The sequence below is a fragment of the Burkholderia sp. MSMB1459WGS genome (genome assembly GCF_001534535.1).
Taxonomy (GTDB): domain Bacteria; phylum Pseudomonadota; class Gammaproteobacteria; order Burkholderiales; family Burkholderiaceae; genus Burkholderia.
Window position 1 is genome coordinate 83,505 of sequence record NZ_LPMU01000008.1, and the last position, 15,807, is coordinate 99,311.

Annotated in this window: 12 protein-coding genes; all 12 read left to right on the forward strand. The window is 67.6% G+C overall.

Features of this window, described 5'->3' with window-relative positions; all coding sequences use genetic code 11:
* The first annotated feature begins 2 nt into the window (after positions 1–2).
* The 12 genes from WT97_RS03905 to WT97_RS03960 all read left to right on the forward strand — a co-directional run bounded on the left by WT97_RS03905 (position 3) and on the right by WT97_RS03960 (position 15,744).
* Positions 3–1,847 (forward strand): DUF1302 domain-containing protein, encoded by a 1,845-nt coding sequence (locus tag WT97_RS03905; protein WP_060352884.1) that lies wholly within the window; start codon positions 3–5, stop codon positions 1,845–1,847.
* A gap of 61 nt (positions 1,848–1,908) precedes the next feature.
* Entirely contained in the window at positions 1,909–4,269 is a 2,361-nt protein-coding gene (locus WT97_RS03910; RefSeq protein ID WP_060352885.1) for an RND family transporter, read from the forward strand.
* 31 nt (positions 4,270–4,300) lie between these two features.
* Positions 4,301–4,585: a hypothetical protein gene (locus WT97_RS03915; protein ID WP_060352886.1), complete on the forward strand. Its 285-nt coding sequence runs from the start codon at positions 4,301–4,303 to the stop codon at positions 4,583–4,585.
* Between the two features lie 31 nt (positions 4,586–4,616).
* Complete coding sequence (locus tag WT97_RS03920; RefSeq protein WP_059503636.1) at positions 4,617–5,585, forward strand: YCF48-related protein; 969 nt, start codon at positions 4,617–4,619, stop codon at positions 5,583–5,585.
* Positions 5,586–5,628: 43 nt separating this feature from the next.
* Entirely contained in the window at positions 5,629–7,107 is a 1,479-nt protein-coding gene (locus WT97_RS03925) for an FAD-dependent oxidoreductase (RefSeq protein ID WP_060352887.1), read from the forward strand.
* Positions 7,108–7,779 (forward strand): c-type cytochrome, encoded by a 672-nt coding sequence (locus tag WT97_RS03930; RefSeq protein WP_060352888.1) that lies wholly within the window; start codon positions 7,108–7,110, stop codon positions 7,777–7,779. It begins immediately after the preceding gene.
* A 173-nt stretch (positions 7,780–7,952) separates the two neighbouring features.
* Positions 7,953–9,083 (forward strand): trans-acting enoyl reductase family protein, encoded by a 1,131-nt coding sequence (locus tag WT97_RS03935; RefSeq protein ID WP_053524264.1) that lies wholly within the window; start codon positions 7,953–7,955, stop codon positions 9,081–9,083.
* A gap of 42 nt (positions 9,084–9,125) precedes the next feature.
* Entirely contained in the window at positions 9,126–10,679 is a 1,554-nt protein-coding gene (locus WT97_RS03940) for an AMP-binding protein (protein WP_059792154.1), read from the forward strand.
* Positions 10,680–10,704: 25 nt separating this feature from the next.
* Positions 10,705–11,946, forward strand: coding sequence for a thiolase family protein (locus tag WT97_RS03945; protein ID WP_060352889.1), 1,242 nt, complete (start codon positions 10,705–10,707; stop codon positions 11,944–11,946).
* 11 nt (positions 11,947–11,957) lie between these two features.
* A complete protein-coding gene (locus WT97_RS03950; RefSeq protein WP_060352890.1) occupies positions 11,958–13,442 on the forward strand; it encodes an FAD-binding oxidoreductase in 1,485 nt (494 codons plus the stop codon).
* A 167-nt stretch (positions 13,443–13,609) separates the two neighbouring features.
* Positions 13,610–14,284 carry a TetR/AcrR family transcriptional regulator gene (locus tag WT97_RS03955; protein ID WP_179949326.1) on the forward strand — a complete coding sequence of 225 codons (675 nt, stop codon included), beginning with the start codon at positions 13,610–13,612 and terminating at the stop codon, positions 14,282–14,284.
* A 170-nt stretch (positions 14,285–14,454) separates the two neighbouring features.
* Entirely contained in the window at positions 14,455–15,744 is a 1,290-nt protein-coding gene (locus tag WT97_RS03960) for an acyl-CoA dehydrogenase family protein (protein ID WP_059503649.1), read from the forward strand.
* Positions 15,745–15,807: the final 63 nt, after the last annotated feature.

A 15,807-nucleotide genomic window follows, 5' to 3' on the forward strand; every position in this document is an offset into this window, starting at 1 on the left:
TCATGGAACCGGCACGATTGTTCAGGAATACTACAGTATCGTTGGCGATGGCGGGCGCCGCGACGTCGAGCGCGTATGCGTACGATTTCACGGCGGGCGGCGGCGCCGTGCAGGGCTCATGGGTGACGAACCTGACGGCGGGCGCCGGCATCCGGACCAAAAACCCGAGCTGCTCGCTCACCGGCGACCCGAACGCCTTCGGCTGCGGTGCGGGCGCGAACACGAACCAATGGGGCTACGCGGACGACGGCGATTTGAACTATCGCAAGGGCCAGCCGTTCAGCACCTACGTCAGCGCGACCAGCGAGCTGCTGCTGAAGATGCCGGGCGAAGGGCTGAAGTTCATGGTGCGCGGCACGGGCATGTACGACTTCATGGCCAGGAACACGAACCGCACGCCGTTGTCGAGCACGGCGGCCGCGCAGGTCGTCTACAACGCGCAACTGCTCGACCTGTGGGCGCAGAAGGATTTCACGATCGGCGGGCGCAACGCGCACGTGCGGCTCGGCAACCAGGTGATCAACTGGGGCGAGAGCATGTTCGCGCAGAGCGGCATCAACGCGACGAACTCGATCGATGCGCAGAAACTGCTGATTCCCGGCTCGCAGCTCAAGCAGGCGCTGCTGCCCGCGCCGATGGCGAGCTTCGCGGCCGACCTCTCGCACGGGTTCAGTACCGAGGCGTATTACCAGTTCCAGTGGAACGGCAACCGCTACCCGCCGGTCGGGTCGTACTGGTCGGTGACGAACGGTTTTGGCCGCGGCGCGGAACCGTTCACGATCAACACGAACAACCTGAACGTGACCGGCCCGAGCGCGGGCACGATCGCCAACGCGATCGGCGGATCGGGCGCGGCCGGCAACCAGGACACGCTCAACGCGATCAGGAACGGGCTCGTGAACGGCGCCTACGCCGGGCCGCCGTTCAACGATATCGGCCTGCCGAGCACGACGACCCTGCCGGCGAAATACCGGCCGCAGTTCGGCGTGAAGTTCAACTATTCGCCGCGCGCGTTCGACGCGAACTTCGCGTTCTACTACCTGAACTACACCGACAAGTCGCCGGTGCTCGCGTCGCTCGCGAACGGCACCGAGCAATGGTCGTATCTCGGCCGCGGCCAGTTGTTCGGCGTCAGCGCGAACTTCGGCGTCGGGCCGTGGGCAATCGGCACCGAATTGTCGTACCGTCCGCGCGACGCGGTCGCGCTGTCGAGCTGCTATGGCACGGGCGGCCCGCTCGACCTGAACACGAACGGCGTGGCCGGCGTGGACTGCCCGCAATGGGTCGACAAGAAGAAGTTCCAGTACGACATCAACGGCCTGCTCGCGCTTACGCGCAGCGAGTACCCATTCCTGAAACTGCTCGGCGCCGATTCGGCCGCGCTGACGTGGGAACTGACGTGGATCTACTACCCGGGGCTGAGTTCGAGCGGCGTCACCCGCACGGTCGGCGGGCAGACCGTCACGCAGGTGCCGCAGACCGGCTACCTGCCGTGGCTGAACAACGGGTCGGCGGCCGGCTATCCGATCGGGATGGGCCAGGGTACGTCGAGCTCGGTGGGCGCGACGATCGACTTCAACTGGACCTATGACGGCTCGCTGATTCCCGGCTGGCAGGTCACGCCGGGCGTGACGTTCTCGACCGGCCTGTACGGCTACACGCCGACCTTCACCGCGAATTACATGCAGGGCGCGAAGTCGCTGAACGTCTACGTGCTGTTCAACCAGAACCCGCCGAACTGGCAGGCCGGCATCAACTTCACCGCGTTCTGGGGCGGCCACAACACGGTGGGCCAGCCTTATGCGGACCGCAATTTCGTCGGCTTGTTCGTCACGCGGAATTTCTGACGGCGGCGGATAGCAACCGGCAGGTGGCGTACGCCACCGGAATACATGAAGGGGTAACGTCGTGCTCAATCGTCTGGTCAGTCGCCTGGAAAGGCTTTTCTTCGGTCACCGCGCGATCGTGCTCGCGGCGATCGCGTTGTTCACCGTCGCGATGGCCGTGTTCGCCGTGCAACTGCGCATGGATGCCGGCTTCGACAAGCAGATGCCGATCGGGCACGAGTACATCCGCACGTTCCAGCAATACCGCAACGACCTGCTCGGCGCGAACCGGATCACGGTGGTCGTGCGCGCGAAGCACGGCTCGATCTGGTCGAAGCAGGGGCTGACGCGGCTGTACGACGTCACGCAGGCCGTCACGTACCTGCCGAACGTCGACCGGATCGGCGTGCGCTCGCTGTGGACGCCGAACGCGTTCGTCAATGAAGTGACCGACGAGGGGTTTCGAGCGGAGCCGATTATCCCGGGCACGATCACGCCCGACCAGTTGACGCCCGACATCGTGGCGCGCGTGCGCCGCGCCACGACGCTCGGCGGCTACGTCGGCACGCTCGTGTCGCACGGCGAGGACAGCGCGATGATCACGGCCGAGCTGAACGAGCGCGACAGCGCCGGCAAGGTGCTCGACTACGTCGCATTCAATCGCCTGCTCGAAGAGAAGATCCGCAAGCCATTCGAGGATGCCGGCTACGAGATCCAGATCATCGGCTTCGCGAAACAGATCGGCGATATCGCCGACGGCGCGACGGCCGTGCTCGGCTTCTGCGCGATCGCGCTCTTGCTGACCACGCTTGCGGTGTACTGGTACTGCCATTCGGTGCGCTTCACGGTGCTGCTGGTCGCGTGCTCGCTCACGTCGCTCGTGTGGCAGTTCGGCACGTTGAAGCTGCTCGGTTTCGGCCTCGATCCGCTCGCGGTGCTCGTGCCGTTCCTCGTGTTCGCGATTGGCGTGTCGCATGGGGTGCAACAGGTGAACTTCATCGTCCGCGAGATCGCGCACGGGCGGAGTTCGTTCGATGCGGCGCGCCACAGCTTCAGCGGCCTGCTGGTCCCCGGCGTGCTCGCGCTGATTACCGCGTTCGTGTCGTTCATCACGCTGCTGCTGATCCCGATCCCGATGGTGCGCGAACTGGCGATCACCGCGTCGCTCGGCGTCGCGTACAAGATCGTGACGAACCTGATCCTGCTGCCCGTCGCGGCATCGTGCTTCAACTTCACGAAAACCTATGCGGACGCTTCGCTGAAGCGCGCGCAGCAACGTGCGAAGCCGCTGCGTGTGCTCGCCCGCGTGGCGGAGCCGAAGGTCGCAGGCGTCGCCGTCGCGCTGACGGTGGCGATCTTCGCGCTCGCCGCGTGGCAGAGCCGCGACCGCGTGATCGGCACGCTGCAGCCGGGCGCGCCGGAGCTGCGCGCGGACGCGCGCTTCAACCGCGACGCGACGTCGATTGCCGGCAACTACGACATGGGCCTCGACTGGCTGACGGTGGCGATCGAATCGACCGGCAACGCGTGCGACAACCCGGCGGTCGGGCTGTACGAGGACGACTTTTCGGCGGCGATGAAGACCGAGCCGGGCGTCGTGTCGGTGCAGTCGTACTCGGCGATGCTGCGCGCGTACAACCAGGGCTACAACGAGGACTTCCCGAAGATGAACGTCGTGCCGATCGCGCCCGAGAACTACGGCGCGGTGTCGGTCGACGTGTCGCGCGTGAAGGGCTTCATGAGCCGCGACTGCGGGATGACGGCCGTGCACCTGTTCCTGACCGATCACAAGGCGACGACGATCAACCGCATCCTCGACGACGTGAAGCAATACCGCGCATCGCATCCGTTCCCGGGCATCACGGTGCGGCTGGCCGCGGGCAACGCGGGCGTGCTCGCCGCGACGAACGACGAAGTCGAGAAGAGCGAGCTGCCGATGATGCTCTACGTGTATGCGGCGATCCTGGTGCTCGTGTTCCTCGCCTATCGCGACTGGCGCGCGATGCTCGCCTGTTGCGTACCGCTGTCGGTCGCGACCTTCATCGGCTACTGGTTCATGAAGGAACTGCAGATCGGGCTGACGGTCGCGACGTTGCCGGTGATGGTGCTGGCGGTGGGGATCGGCGTCGATTACGCGTTCTACATCTACAACCGGCTGCAGGTGCATCTCGCAGGCGGGCAGGACATCGTGAAGGCCGTGCAGCACGCGATGCTCGAAGTGGGCGTGGCCACGATCTTCACTGCGATCACGCTGGCGATCGGCGTCGCGACGTGGAGCTTCTCGGCGCTCAAGTTCCAGGCCGACATGGGCAAGCTGCTCGCGTTCATGTTCATCGTGAACCTGGTGATGGCGATGACCGCGCTGCCCGCGCTCGCGTCGCTGCTCGAGCGCTGGTTTCCGCGCCGCAAGCCGGCTCGCGCGCCGGGCCTGTTCAGCCACTGAAGCCGACGAACATTCCGACGGAGATCCGGTCATGGTCAAGACCTTCGCTGTTTGCGGCACGCTTTGCCTCGCGGCGGCCGCCTTCGCACGCTTTCATGAAACGGCCGCGCAGCAGCCTGCGCCGGCCCACGCGTTCTCGACCGACGTGAAACGCGTCAGCGTGCGTCACGCGACGGGTGACGAAACGGCTGCGGCTCCGTCGTCGAACGACGCCGGGTCCGGACGTCAGACGGCGGCCGAACAGGGTGCCGACAAGCCCCCCGTCGTCGCGCTCGGCGTCGCGCATGCCGGCTGGTCGGCGCTGTTCAGCCACTGATGCCCGCGCACACCACCACGGAGGTTCATCGATGATCAAGACACTCGTTGCCTGTACCGCGCTCTGCGCGGCCGCTGCGGCCCTCGCGCAACCGCAGGACGGAACGGTGGCGGCCTGGGCCGCGAAACCCGCGCATGCATGGGCCGCGCCCACGCACCGGATGCTGATGGACGCGGCGCGCGCTGGCGCGCGGATCGTCGCGGTCGGCGAGCACGGCATCGTGCTGCTGTCCGACGACGACGGCAAGACCTGGCGGCAGGCGCGACGCGTGCCGGTATCGGCGACGCTGTCGGCCGTGTCGTTCGCCGACGCGAAGCACGGCTGGGCCGTCGGCCAGTGGGGGGCGATTCTCGCGACCGACGACGGCGGCGACACGTGGGTCACACAACGGCTCGATACGTCGGTCGATCAGCCGCTGTTCTCGGTGCTGTTCACGAACGCGCGCGACGGCATTGCCGTCGGCCTGTGGTCGCTGATGCTGCAGACGCACGACGGCGGCAAGACGTGGGCGCGCACGACGCTGCCGAAGCCGCCGGGCGGCGGCAAGGCCGACCGCAACCTCTATCACGTGTTCGCCGACGCCGCGCAGGCGCTCTACATCGTCTCCGAACAGGGAATGGTGCTCAAGTCGGCCGACGGCGGCGCGAACTGGACCTATCTGCCGACGGGCGGCAAGGGCACGTTGTGGTCGGGCGTCGCGATGCCGGACGGGCGGATCGTGGTGGGCGGGCTGCTCGGCAGCCTGTTCGAGAGCCGCGACGGCGGCGCGACGTGGGCGGCGCAGCACACCGGCACGCGCAGCTCGATCACCGATCTCGTCGCGACCGGTGGCGGCCTGACCGGCGTCGGGCTGGACGGCCTCGTGCTGACGCAGCGCGTGGCAGGCGGCCCGTTCGACGTCGCGCAGCGCGCGGATCGCGCGACGCTGACCGCCGCGCTGATCGACGCGCGCGGCAAGCCGGTGCTGTTTTCGCAGGATGGCGTGCTGGCCGCGCCATGAGTCGAATCGATCGAGAAAAACGAGGAAGCATGGAGCCGTTGAAATGAATCGCAAGCACAAGCCGGACATGCAGGCCCGGCGGCGGATATTGCGCGCTGCGGCCGCGGGCGCTGCGTCGCTCGCCGCCGGCGAGGTGTCGTTCGCCGAAGGCGCGGCGTCGGCATCGGCCGATCGCGGCGTGTTCGATGTCGTCGTCATCGGCGCAGGGCTCGCGGGGCTGACCGCCGCGCGCGACCTGAAGCGCGCCGGATGCGAATCGTTCGTCGTGGTCGAGGCGCGCGATCGCGTCGGCGGACGGACCTACAACCACGACCTCGGCCGTGGCGTGGTGTCCGAGGCCGGCGGCCAGTGGATCGGCCCGGGGCAGACGGCGATCGCCGATCTCGCGCGCGAACTCGGGGTCGATACGTTCCCGACGTATTACGCGGGCAAGACCGTCGTGCTGGCGGGCGACACGCGCGTCGCACAGGATTTCCATGGCGGCTCGGGCGGCGACGACGCGATCGGCGCGAAGCTCGGCGCACTCGCCCGCGACGTGCCGTCGCGCGAACCATGGACCGCGCAGCATGCGGCGGAGCTCGACAGGCTCACCTACGGCGACTGGCTGCTCAAGCAGGGCGTGACCTACGAGGACGGCTACTTCCTCGGCCTCGCGGCGAAGCTGTCGCTCGGCGGCGCGCCGGCGCAGCTCGGGTTGCTGCACTACCTGTCGATGATCAACAGCGCCGATTGCGACTACGCGAAGCTCGAATCGACCAAGGGCGGCGCACAGGAAACGCGCTTCGTCGGCGGCTCGCAGGTGTTGAGCCTCCGGATGGCGAGCGAGCTCGGCGCGAAGGTGCGACTGTCCTGCCCGGTGCGCAAGATCTCGGGCTGGGATCGCGACGTGGTCGACGTGCTGACCGATCGCGGCGTGCTGCGCGCGCGGCGCGTGATCGTCGCGCTCAATCCGGCGCTGTGCGAGCAGATCGCGTTCGATCCGCCGCTGCCGGACGGGCGCGCGCAGTTGCAGCGGAACTGGCCGGCGAATGCGCCGATGCGCAAGACGGTGCACGTGTACGACCGGCCGTTCTGGCGCGACGACGGCTACAACGGACAGATCTTCGAGGTCGGCGGCCCGGTGTTCATGGCGTACGACAACTCGCCGCCGGACGGCTCGGTCGGCGTGCTCGCCGCGTTCGTCGCGCCGGGCGCGCTGCCGGCCGAACCGAAGGCGGCCGAACGGACGCTGTCGGCCATCTTTGCGCGCGCACTCGGCGACAAGGCGCTGCATCCGACGCAGTTCCACGACTACGACTGGGGCCGCGTCGATCCGTGGACGCTGCAGTGCATCCACCCGCTGCCGCCCGGCTTCTGGACGAAATGGGGCAAGTTCCTGCGCCCGGAGGCCGGCCGGCTGATCTGGTCGGGCACCGAGACGGCCGATCTGTGGCCCGGCGCGATGGACGGCGCGGTGCGCTCCGGGCATCGCGCGGCGTTGCAGGCGCTCGGCAAGCTGGCCGGCCGCGGCGGGGAGGCCTGAGTGAAACGAACCTGGATGATCGGCGCCGCGCTGCTGTTGGCGGGCGGCGCGGCGGCCGGCGTGCTGTACGGCCCGGACCTCGTCGACGGCATGCGTTACCAGAAGGCGATGACCGCGATCGGCGCAGCCGACAAGGCCAACGGCGGCGCGTGGCCGCAGCCTCAGGAGACATGCTTCTTCTGCCACGGCGCGCACGGACAGTCGCAGAACGCGTGGTATCCGTCGCTGTCCGGCCAGCCGGCCCCGTATATCGCCGCGCAACTGCGCGCGTTCGCCACGGACCAGCGCCGCAACGCGTACATGGGGCCGCTTTCGCGCGAACTCGACGACGCCAAGATCCGCGCGCTGGCGACCTACTTCGCGCGACAGGCTCCGGCGCGCAACGAGGCCGTGCCGGCCGACGCGGTGCTCGACAAGCGCGGGATGGCGCTGGTCGACGCGCGAAGCTGCCGCGCGTGTCACGGCGCGGCGCTGACGGGTAAGGATCCGGCCCCGCGCCTCGCCGGCCAGGGGCAGTTTTACCTGGAAGCGCAACTGGCGGCGTTCCGCTCGGGCGAGCGGCACGATCCGACCGGTGCGATGAACGCGTTGGCCGCGACGTTGTCGGGCGACGACACGCGTGCCGTTGCGCATTATCTGGCCGGTCTGTCGCCGGGCGGAGCGGCGAAATGATGCGCAAAACGCGTCGGGGCCGGGAATACCCTGCCTTTTTCTTTGCCTTTTACTTTGTCATAGTGACCTAAGATTGGTAATGTGTTCTACAAAAGGACGCACCGGATACGAAGCAGCAGTACCCGACCTCGAACCGAACCGGTTCTCGACAACTCACGTTTCAGGAGACAACCATGGCTAAGCACCCCGTCGTCGTTTATGGCGCAAGCGGTTACACCGGCATGTTGATCATGGACTGGCTGATCGACCAGAACATCCCGTTCACGGCGGTCGCGCGCAATGCGGGCCGCGCGAAGGAAATGATGGCGCAGCGCGTCGTGCGGCTCGAATCCGCGCAATACGAAATCATCGAAGCGGAGCACGACGTCGATGCGCTCGTGAAGGCTTTCCGCGGTGCGAAGGTGGTGTGCAACACGGTCGGACCGTTCTCGAGCTTCGGGCTCGTCGGCGTCGAGGCCGCGCTGAAGGCCGGCTGCCACCACCTCGATACGACCGGCGAGCAGTCGTACATCCGTGCGGTGCGCGACGAATTCGGCGAGCAGTATCGCCAGGCCGGCCTGCTGGTGTCGTCGTCGAACGCCTACATGTACACGTTCGCCGAGATCGCCGCCGAGCTCGCGCTCGAAACGCCGGGCATCGATGCGCTGGAGACGGCCACGCTGACGCGCGGCCCGCGCGGTGCGGCCGGCGTGAGCATCGGCTCGACCGCGACGATCTTCGACGGCGCCCGCCACGAGTCCTGCTACCTGTGGGAGAAGGCGCTCGTGCCGCACGCCGCAGACGCGTCGTTCACCGTCGCGACGCCCGAACTGATGCAGCCGGTGTTCTGCCTGCCGTGGGGCGGCACGTCGCTGCCCGTCTATTTCGAGCACGATGCGCGCGTGCGCAGCTGCATCTCGTGCGTGGGCTTCTACGACAACAACGTGATGAAGCTGGTGCACCAGTTCGGGCAGAAGTGGGAAGCCGAATACAAGCACCTGCCGCGCGAGCAGCAGGACGAGGTGCTGAAGCAGGTCGTCGCGTCGACCACGCCGACGATGCCGCCGCGCGAGCGCACGACGATCCAGCGCAGCGTCGATTTCGCGATCGGCCGCGGCCAGCTCGCGGCGGTGCGCGCGACCGTGCACGGCGTCACGCCGTACATCTCGACGGGCGCGATTCATGCGGCCGGCGTGCTGAAGCTGCTCGACGGCGATACCGCGCGCACGGGCTTCGCGTCCGGCTCGAAGGCATTCGGCCATCGCTACCTGCTCGGCTTCCTCGAACAGCGCGGGCTCGCGCGCGCGACGGTCACGCAACTGTGACGGCCGCCGCCGCATCGGTACAGATCCAACGGAACTTGTGACATGGCCATTATCGATTTCTACGACCGCGGGTGGCGGCTCAATCCCGACGGCATCGCGTACATCCAGGACGAGCGCAACTACACGTTCCAGGAGATCGGCGAGCTGTCGTGCCGCATCGCCAACGGGCTGCTCGCCGCCGGCTTCGCGAAGGAGGCGAAGGCGGCGGTGTGGGCCGACAACGACGTGATCGGCTGGAGCTGCGCGCTCGGGATGTGGCGCGCCGGGCTCGCGTACATCCCGGTGAACGGCCGCAACGCGGTGGCCGAGAACCAATACGTGCTCGATGCGTTCGACTGCGAAGTACTGTTTTTCCATCGCGCGTTCGCGGACGCGATCGATGCGCTGCGGCCGAGCCTGCCGAAGATCCGGCTGTGGGTGTGTCTCGACGCCGACCTGCCGTGGGCGCCGTCGCTGGCCGCGTGGAGCGAGCGCCAGCCGGCGACGCAGCCAGCCGTCGATTACGCGATGGACGACGTCGTCGCGCTGTCGGCCACGGGCGGCACGACGGGTGCGCCGAAGGGCGTGATGAACACGCATCGTTCGCTGCAGACGTACTTCGCCCAATTCATGATCGCGATGACGTACGACGATGTGCGCCCCGTGAATCTCGCCGCGGCGCCGATGACGCATACGGCCGGCATGATGTCGCTGCCGTGCACCGCGCGCGGCGGCACGGTGGTCGTGCTGCCGAAGCCCGATCCGGCGTTGCTGCTCGGCGCGATCGTCAAGCATCGCGTGACCGAGTTCTTCCTGCCGCCGACCGTGATCTATCGGCTCCTCGATATCCCCGGCATCGAGCAGGTCGATTTCTCGTCGCTGCGCTACTTCCTGTACGGTGCCGCGCCGATGTCGGTCGAGAAGCTCAAGCGCGCGATCGACGTGTTCGGCCCGGTGATGACGGGCGGCTACGGGCAGACCGAGGCGCCCGCGTCGATTTCGTACCTGACGCCGGCCGAGCATTTCGTCGACGGCAAGCTGGCGCCCGACACGCGACTCGCGTCGGTCGGCCGCCCGAATCCGCTGGTGCGCGTCGAGATCGTCGGCGAGCGCGGCGAGTTGCTGAAGCAGGGTGAGACCGGCGAGATCTGCGTGCGCGGCGATCTCGTGATGAAGGGTTACTACCGCGCGCCGGACAAGACGGCCGAGACGATCGTCGACGGCTGGCTGCACACCGGCGATATCGGCCATCTCGATCGCGACGGCTATCTGCACATCACCGACCGCAAGAAGGACATGATCATCAGCGGCGGCTTCAACGTCTATCCGAGCGAGATCGAGCAGGTGATCTGGGCGCATCCGGCCGTGCAGGACTGCGCGGTGATCGGCGTGCCCGACGACAAGTGGGGCGAGGCGGTGAAGGCCGTGGTGGAGCTCAACGCCGGGCAGCAGGTGAGCGCCGAAGAACTCGTCGCGCTGTGCAAGGAGAAGCTCGGCTCGGTGAAGGCGCCGAAGAGCGTGGACTTCGTCGCCGCGCTGCCGCGCAGCACGGCCGGCAAGGTGCTGAAGAAGGACCTGCGCGAACGGTACTGGCAAGGCCAGCAACGCAGGATCTGAACCTGATTCATACGGATTCCATACGATGAGCAACATCTACATCGCCGGCATCGCGATGACCGTGTTCGGCCGGCATCTCGAGCGCAGCCTCGACGATCTGGCGAGAGAGGCGCTGCAGCGCGCATTGCGGGACGCCGGCTGCCACGCCGATGCGATCCGCGCCGCGTTCTACGCGGGCATCACCAACGGCGCGCTGCAGGGGCAGCTGTCGATTCCCGGTCAGGTCGTGTTCAGCAAGATCGGCCTCGAAGGCATTCCGGTGTTCAACGTCGAGAATGCGTGCGCGTCGGGCAGTACGGCCCTGCACCTCGCCGTGCGGCAGTTGCAGTCGGGCGCATGCGACGTCGCGCTCGCGCTCGGCGCGGAAAAGATGAACGTCGCGGACAAGGCGAAATCGTTCGCGCTGTTCGAGGCCGGCTGGGACGTGTCGCGCGTCGACGAGAATTTCGCGATGCTCGCGCGGCTCGGCGAAGGGATCGAGCCGCCGCCCGGCTCGGAATCCGACCGCCCGTACAGCCGCTTCATGAAGATCTACGCGGCGCTGTGCCGGCATCACATGCGCACGTACGGCACGACGCAGCGGCAGATCGCCGCCGTGTCGGCGAAGAACCACGGGCATTCGGTGCACAACCCGTACTCGCAGTTCCGCCAGCCGTTCACGATCGACGAGGTGCTGGCGGCCGCACCGATCACGTATCCGATCACGCTGCCGATGTGCGCACCGCTGTCGGATGGCGCGGCGGCCGCGATCCTCTGTACGGAAGAAGGGCTGGAACGCATCGGCGCCGACCGCAGCCGCTGCATCCGGATCGCCGCGAGCGTGATCCGCAGCTTCACGCGGCGGCGCATCGACGAGCCGCACAAGCACATCGGCCGGCTCGCCGCATTCCAGGCGTACGAGCAGGCCGGCGTGGGGCCGGAGGACATGGACGTGGCCGAAGTGCACGACGCGTCGGCGATGGGTGAAATCATCCAGGCCGAGAACCTCGGCTTCGTGCCGCTCGGCGAAGGCGGTCCGGCCGCCGAGCGCGGCGAGTTCACGCTCGGCGGGCGCATCCCCATCAACACGTCCGGCGGCCTCGAATCGAAGGGGCATCCGCTCGGCGCGACCGGCATCGGTCAGTTGTACGAACTGGTCACGCAGTTGCGCGGCGAAGCGGGCGCACGGCAGGTGGACGGCGCGCGCCATGCGATCCAGGAAAACGGCGGCGGCTTGCAGGGCGTCGAAGAGGCGGCACTGGCGATTCACATTCTCAGCAGGGATTGACGGAGACGGACATGGGCGACGCACACGGCGCAATGGCGCTCGAGCAAGTAGCGCAGGCAGGGCAGGCGACGCGACCGGCGTCGGGCGGGGTCGGTTCGGCAGCGGCGATGCAGGCGGCGGGCACCGATGCGGGCGGGCCGCTCGCGCGCTGGGGCGAGGGCATTCGCGCCGACGCCGCGTTGCGGAAATATCGCCCCGTCGGCGGCTGGATCGAGCCGCCCGAGCGTGCGCAACCGGTGCTCGAAGGCGACGTGCAGGCGGACGCGATCGTCGTCGGCGCGGGCTTTGCCGGCCTGTCGACCGCGCTGGAACTGGCCGCGCGCGGCGCGAGCGTCGTCGTGCTCGAACGCGAGTTCGCGGGCTTCGGCGCGAGCGGGCGCAACGCCGGCTATCTCGCCGGCGGCCAGGGGCTCGAATACGAGCTGTTTCTCAAGCGGATCGGCCACGAACAGGCGAAGCGGATCGTCGGCTTCTACGACGAAGGCGTCGCGTACGTCGAACGCAAGCTCGCCGAATACGCGATCGACTGCGACTACCGCGCGTCGGGCATCATTCGCGCGGGCGTGCATCCGTCGCAGGAGAAGCGCCTGCGCGAGAGCATGGCCATCGGGATCGAACTCGGCTCGCCTGCGGAGTTTCTCGATGGCGCGGCGATGCGCGAGCGCGGGATTCCGCCGGCGTTCCTGTTCGGCGCGTACGTGCCGGGCGGCGGCACGCTCGATCCCGGCAAGTACGTGACGGGCTTGCGGCGGGCTGCGCTCGCAGCCGGCGTGAGACTTTACGAGAACACCGCGCTGCTCGAATTCGACGCCGGCGAGACGGTGCGCGTGCGCACCGCACGCGGCAGCGCGAGTGCGCCGGTGCTGGTGCTCGCGACCAATGCGTACACGCCGCAACTCGGCTTGCTCGGCGACAAGGTGATGCCGCTGCGCGTATCGGCGCTCGAGACCGAGCCGCTGTCCGACGCGCAGCTCGAGGCGCTCGGCTGGCCGAATCGCGAGGGCATCGTCACGCCGCATCTGACGATGGAGAGCCATCGCCTGACCGCGCGCAACACGCTGTTGCTGACGACCAAGCGGCTGCATTACGTCTACGGCTCGCAGACGCCGAACGTGCCGGACGGCGACACGTATCGCGCGCTTCTGAAGACGCTGCACGCGCGCTTTCCGCAACTCGGCGACGTGCCGGTGCGCGCATGCTGGAGCGGCTACATCTCGTTCGCGGGCGATGCGTTGCCGGTGGTCGGCGCGGCCGGCGCACACGGCAACGTGTTCTACACGGCCGGGTGCTCGGGGCATGGCGTCGGCACGCAATCGCTGATCGGCCGCGTGCTGGCCGAGCGCATTCACGACGGGCGATCGCCGCTGCTCGACGCGTTGACGCACAAGACGCCGTCGGTGCCGCCCGAGCCGCTGCGATGGTGTGCGATGACCGCGATGCTCGGCGTCGCGAACCTGCTCGACGAACGCGTGAATCGCAAGGTGCGGACGATGTAGCGGCGCATGCGATCGTCGCGACGCGAAAACGCGCATCCGGCCGGGCCACCCGACGGAAGGGCGGCTCGATGGAAAATGCAGCTCGCATCGGGTATAGTCGTTGGCGCTCCGTAAGGGACGGAGCGTCCATTCGACGAAGCCGAAACGCCCTCTTCACGACGAACACGATGACAGTGTCCAACGAGCCGCGCAGCACGAAAAAGCGACGCACCTCGACTCCCGCCGCCGCAGCCGGCAACACCGACGGCTTGCGGGCGCAGGGCCTGCGCACCCGCAACACGATCATTCGCGTCGCACGCAAGCTGCTGCTCGACGGCGGCCCGCTGGAATTCTCGCAGCGCGCGGTTGCCGCGGCCGCAGGCATCAGCGTCAGCAATCTGCAGTACTACTTCCCGACCCGCATCGCCGTGTTGCGGGCCGTCATCGAACCGGTCATCGACACCTATCTCGACGACATGAAGCGCGCGATGAGCAGCGAAGCGTCCCCGCGCGACGTGTTCGAAGAGATCATGCAGCGCTCGATCGCCGATGCGAAGGATGCCAAGTACAACGCACTGTTCCGGCATTTGCTGTCGTTTGCGGCTACCGATGCCGAATGTTTCAAACTCTACGACGAGTGGTACACGACGCTGACGCGCGACCTCGCGCAACTGCTGCGCGCCGTCAATCCGGCGTTCAGCGCGGCCGACAGCCGGCATGCGGCGACGATGCTGATCGCGCTGGCCGACGGCCTCGCGATGCAGTACGGCACCGGGCGGCAGACGCAGGCGCTCGAAGCGTATTTCCTCGCGACGTCGCGCGCGATCGCCTACGGCACGCTGACGGGTCCGGCCGGCAAATAACTGCACGAGCCTGCAGCGCCAGGCGAATCGGGACAGGGGAATACCCTGTCTTTTTTTTGCTTCCTGTGTTTATCATGATGACCTATGTTTGGTATGTATTACTAGATGTGGGATGGCCGGGCGCATCCGCTGCCGGGCCGACATGATTCGAGTCCAGGAGGAGAACGGAGATGATTCGTCTGAACAAGTCCGCGGCGCTGCCCGCGGTCGGCATGACCGGCTTCGAGACGCCGCTGAGCGAAGAGGAAAGCGCAATCCAGCACACGGTTCATCGTTTTGCGCGCGATGTGCTGCGGCCGATCGGCCGCGAGCTCGACCGGATGACGGCGGAGGACGTGATCGCCCCGGGCTCGCCGTACTGGGCCGCGATCGTCGAGAGCGCGAAGCTCGGGCTCGATCCGCAACTGATCGCGCAGTTTCCGGCGGAGACAGCCGTGCGCATCGAGTCGTTGATCGGCGAGGAACTTGGCTGGGGCGATTCGGGCCTCGCCGTGTCGATCGGCGCGGCCACGATGCCGCTGATGATGGCGCACACGGTCGGCAACGCCGAACTGATCGAGATGTGCGCGGGCAAGGTCGGCTGCTGGATGAACACGCAGCCCGATCGCGGGTCGGATGCGGCGATCCTGTATCGGCAGGAGCTCGCCGGGAATGGCCGGCAGCCGGTCGGCAATGTGACCGCGAAGGTCGGCGCCGACGAGATCGTGATCAACGGGCAAAGCTCGGCGTGGATCTCGAACGGCTCGGTCGCGCAGGTCGCGCTCGCGTACATGGCGGCCGACTACGGCGACGGCTTCTATGGCGAAGGCGAGCGCAGCGCGTTCACGAACGGCATCGCGATGATCCTGCCGCTCGATCTGCCCGGCGTGTCGCGCGGCAAGCCGCTCGACAAGATCGGCCAGCGCGCGCTGCCGCAGGGCGAGATCTATTTCGACAACGTGAAGGTGCCGAAGCGCTTCGCGGTCGCGCTGAAGGACGACTATCTCGGCAACCTCGCATCGACGTGGTCGTATGCGGGCACGCACATGTGCCAGGTGTTCGTCGGGGCGGCGCGGGCCGCGTTCGAACTGGCGCTCGCGTATTGCCACGAGCGCAAGCAGGGCGGCGCGCTGCTGATGGATCACCAGATGACGCACCTGCGCATCGGCGAGATGCTGCGCCGGCTCGAGATGGCGCGCGCGATCGCGCGCCGCAGCCTCGCGTTCTCGCGGATGTCGCCGCAAAGCCATCCGTATGCGACCGCGCAAGCAAAGGTGAGCGTGACCGAGGAGGCGATGAAGATCACGCACGAGGCATTCCAGCTGTTCGGCGGCAACGGCACCACGCGCGAATTCCCGATCGAGAAGCTGTTCCGCGACGTGCGCTCGGCCTTGATCGAGGATGGCGAGAACTACATCCTCGCGTCGCGCCTCGGCGTGCTGGCGGGCCAGCTTTACGAGAACGGATGGACGCGCGAATAAGCGCGGGTCACACGGGCGGTGTGGGCGGGCTTTCCTTTACGGCTTACTTTCGCGTGTAAAGAA

Excerpts from the sequence above, each read along its gene's own strand:
- WT97_RS03925 (WP_060352887.1), top strand. The coding sequence starts at position 5,629 with ATGAATCGCAAGCACAAGCCGGACATGCAGGCCCGGCGGCGGATATTG.
- WT97_RS03960 (WP_059503649.1), top strand. The coding sequence starts at position 14,455 with ATGATTCGTCTGAACAAGTCCGCGGCGCTGCCCGCGGTCGGCATGACC.
- WT97_RS03935 (WP_053524264.1), top strand. The coding sequence starts at position 7,953 with ATGGCTAAGCACCCCGTCGTCGTTTATGGCGCAAGCGGTTACACCGGC.
- WT97_RS03905 (WP_060352884.1), top strand. The coding sequence starts at position 3 with ATGGAACCGGCACGATTGTTCAGGAATACTACAGTATCGTTGGCGATG.
- WT97_RS03915 (WP_060352886.1), top strand. The coding sequence starts at position 4,301 with ATGGTCAAGACCTTCGCTGTTTGCGGCACGCTTTGCCTCGCGGCGGCC.
- WT97_RS03920 (WP_059503636.1), top strand. The coding sequence starts at position 4,617 with ATGATCAAGACACTCGTTGCCTGTACCGCGCTCTGCGCGGCCGCTGCG.
- WT97_RS03955 (WP_179949326.1), top strand. The coding sequence starts at position 13,610 with ATGACAGTGTCCAACGAGCCGCGCAGCACGAAAAAGCGACGCACCTCG.
- WT97_RS03950 (WP_060352890.1), top strand. The coding sequence starts at position 11,958 with ATGGGCGACGCACACGGCGCAATGGCGCTCGAGCAAGTAGCGCAGGCA.
- WT97_RS03945 (WP_060352889.1), top strand. The coding sequence starts at position 10,705 with ATGAGCAACATCTACATCGCCGGCATCGCGATGACCGTGTTCGGCCGG.
- WT97_RS03940 (WP_059792154.1), top strand. The coding sequence starts at position 9,126 with ATGGCCATTATCGATTTCTACGACCGCGGGTGGCGGCTCAATCCCGAC.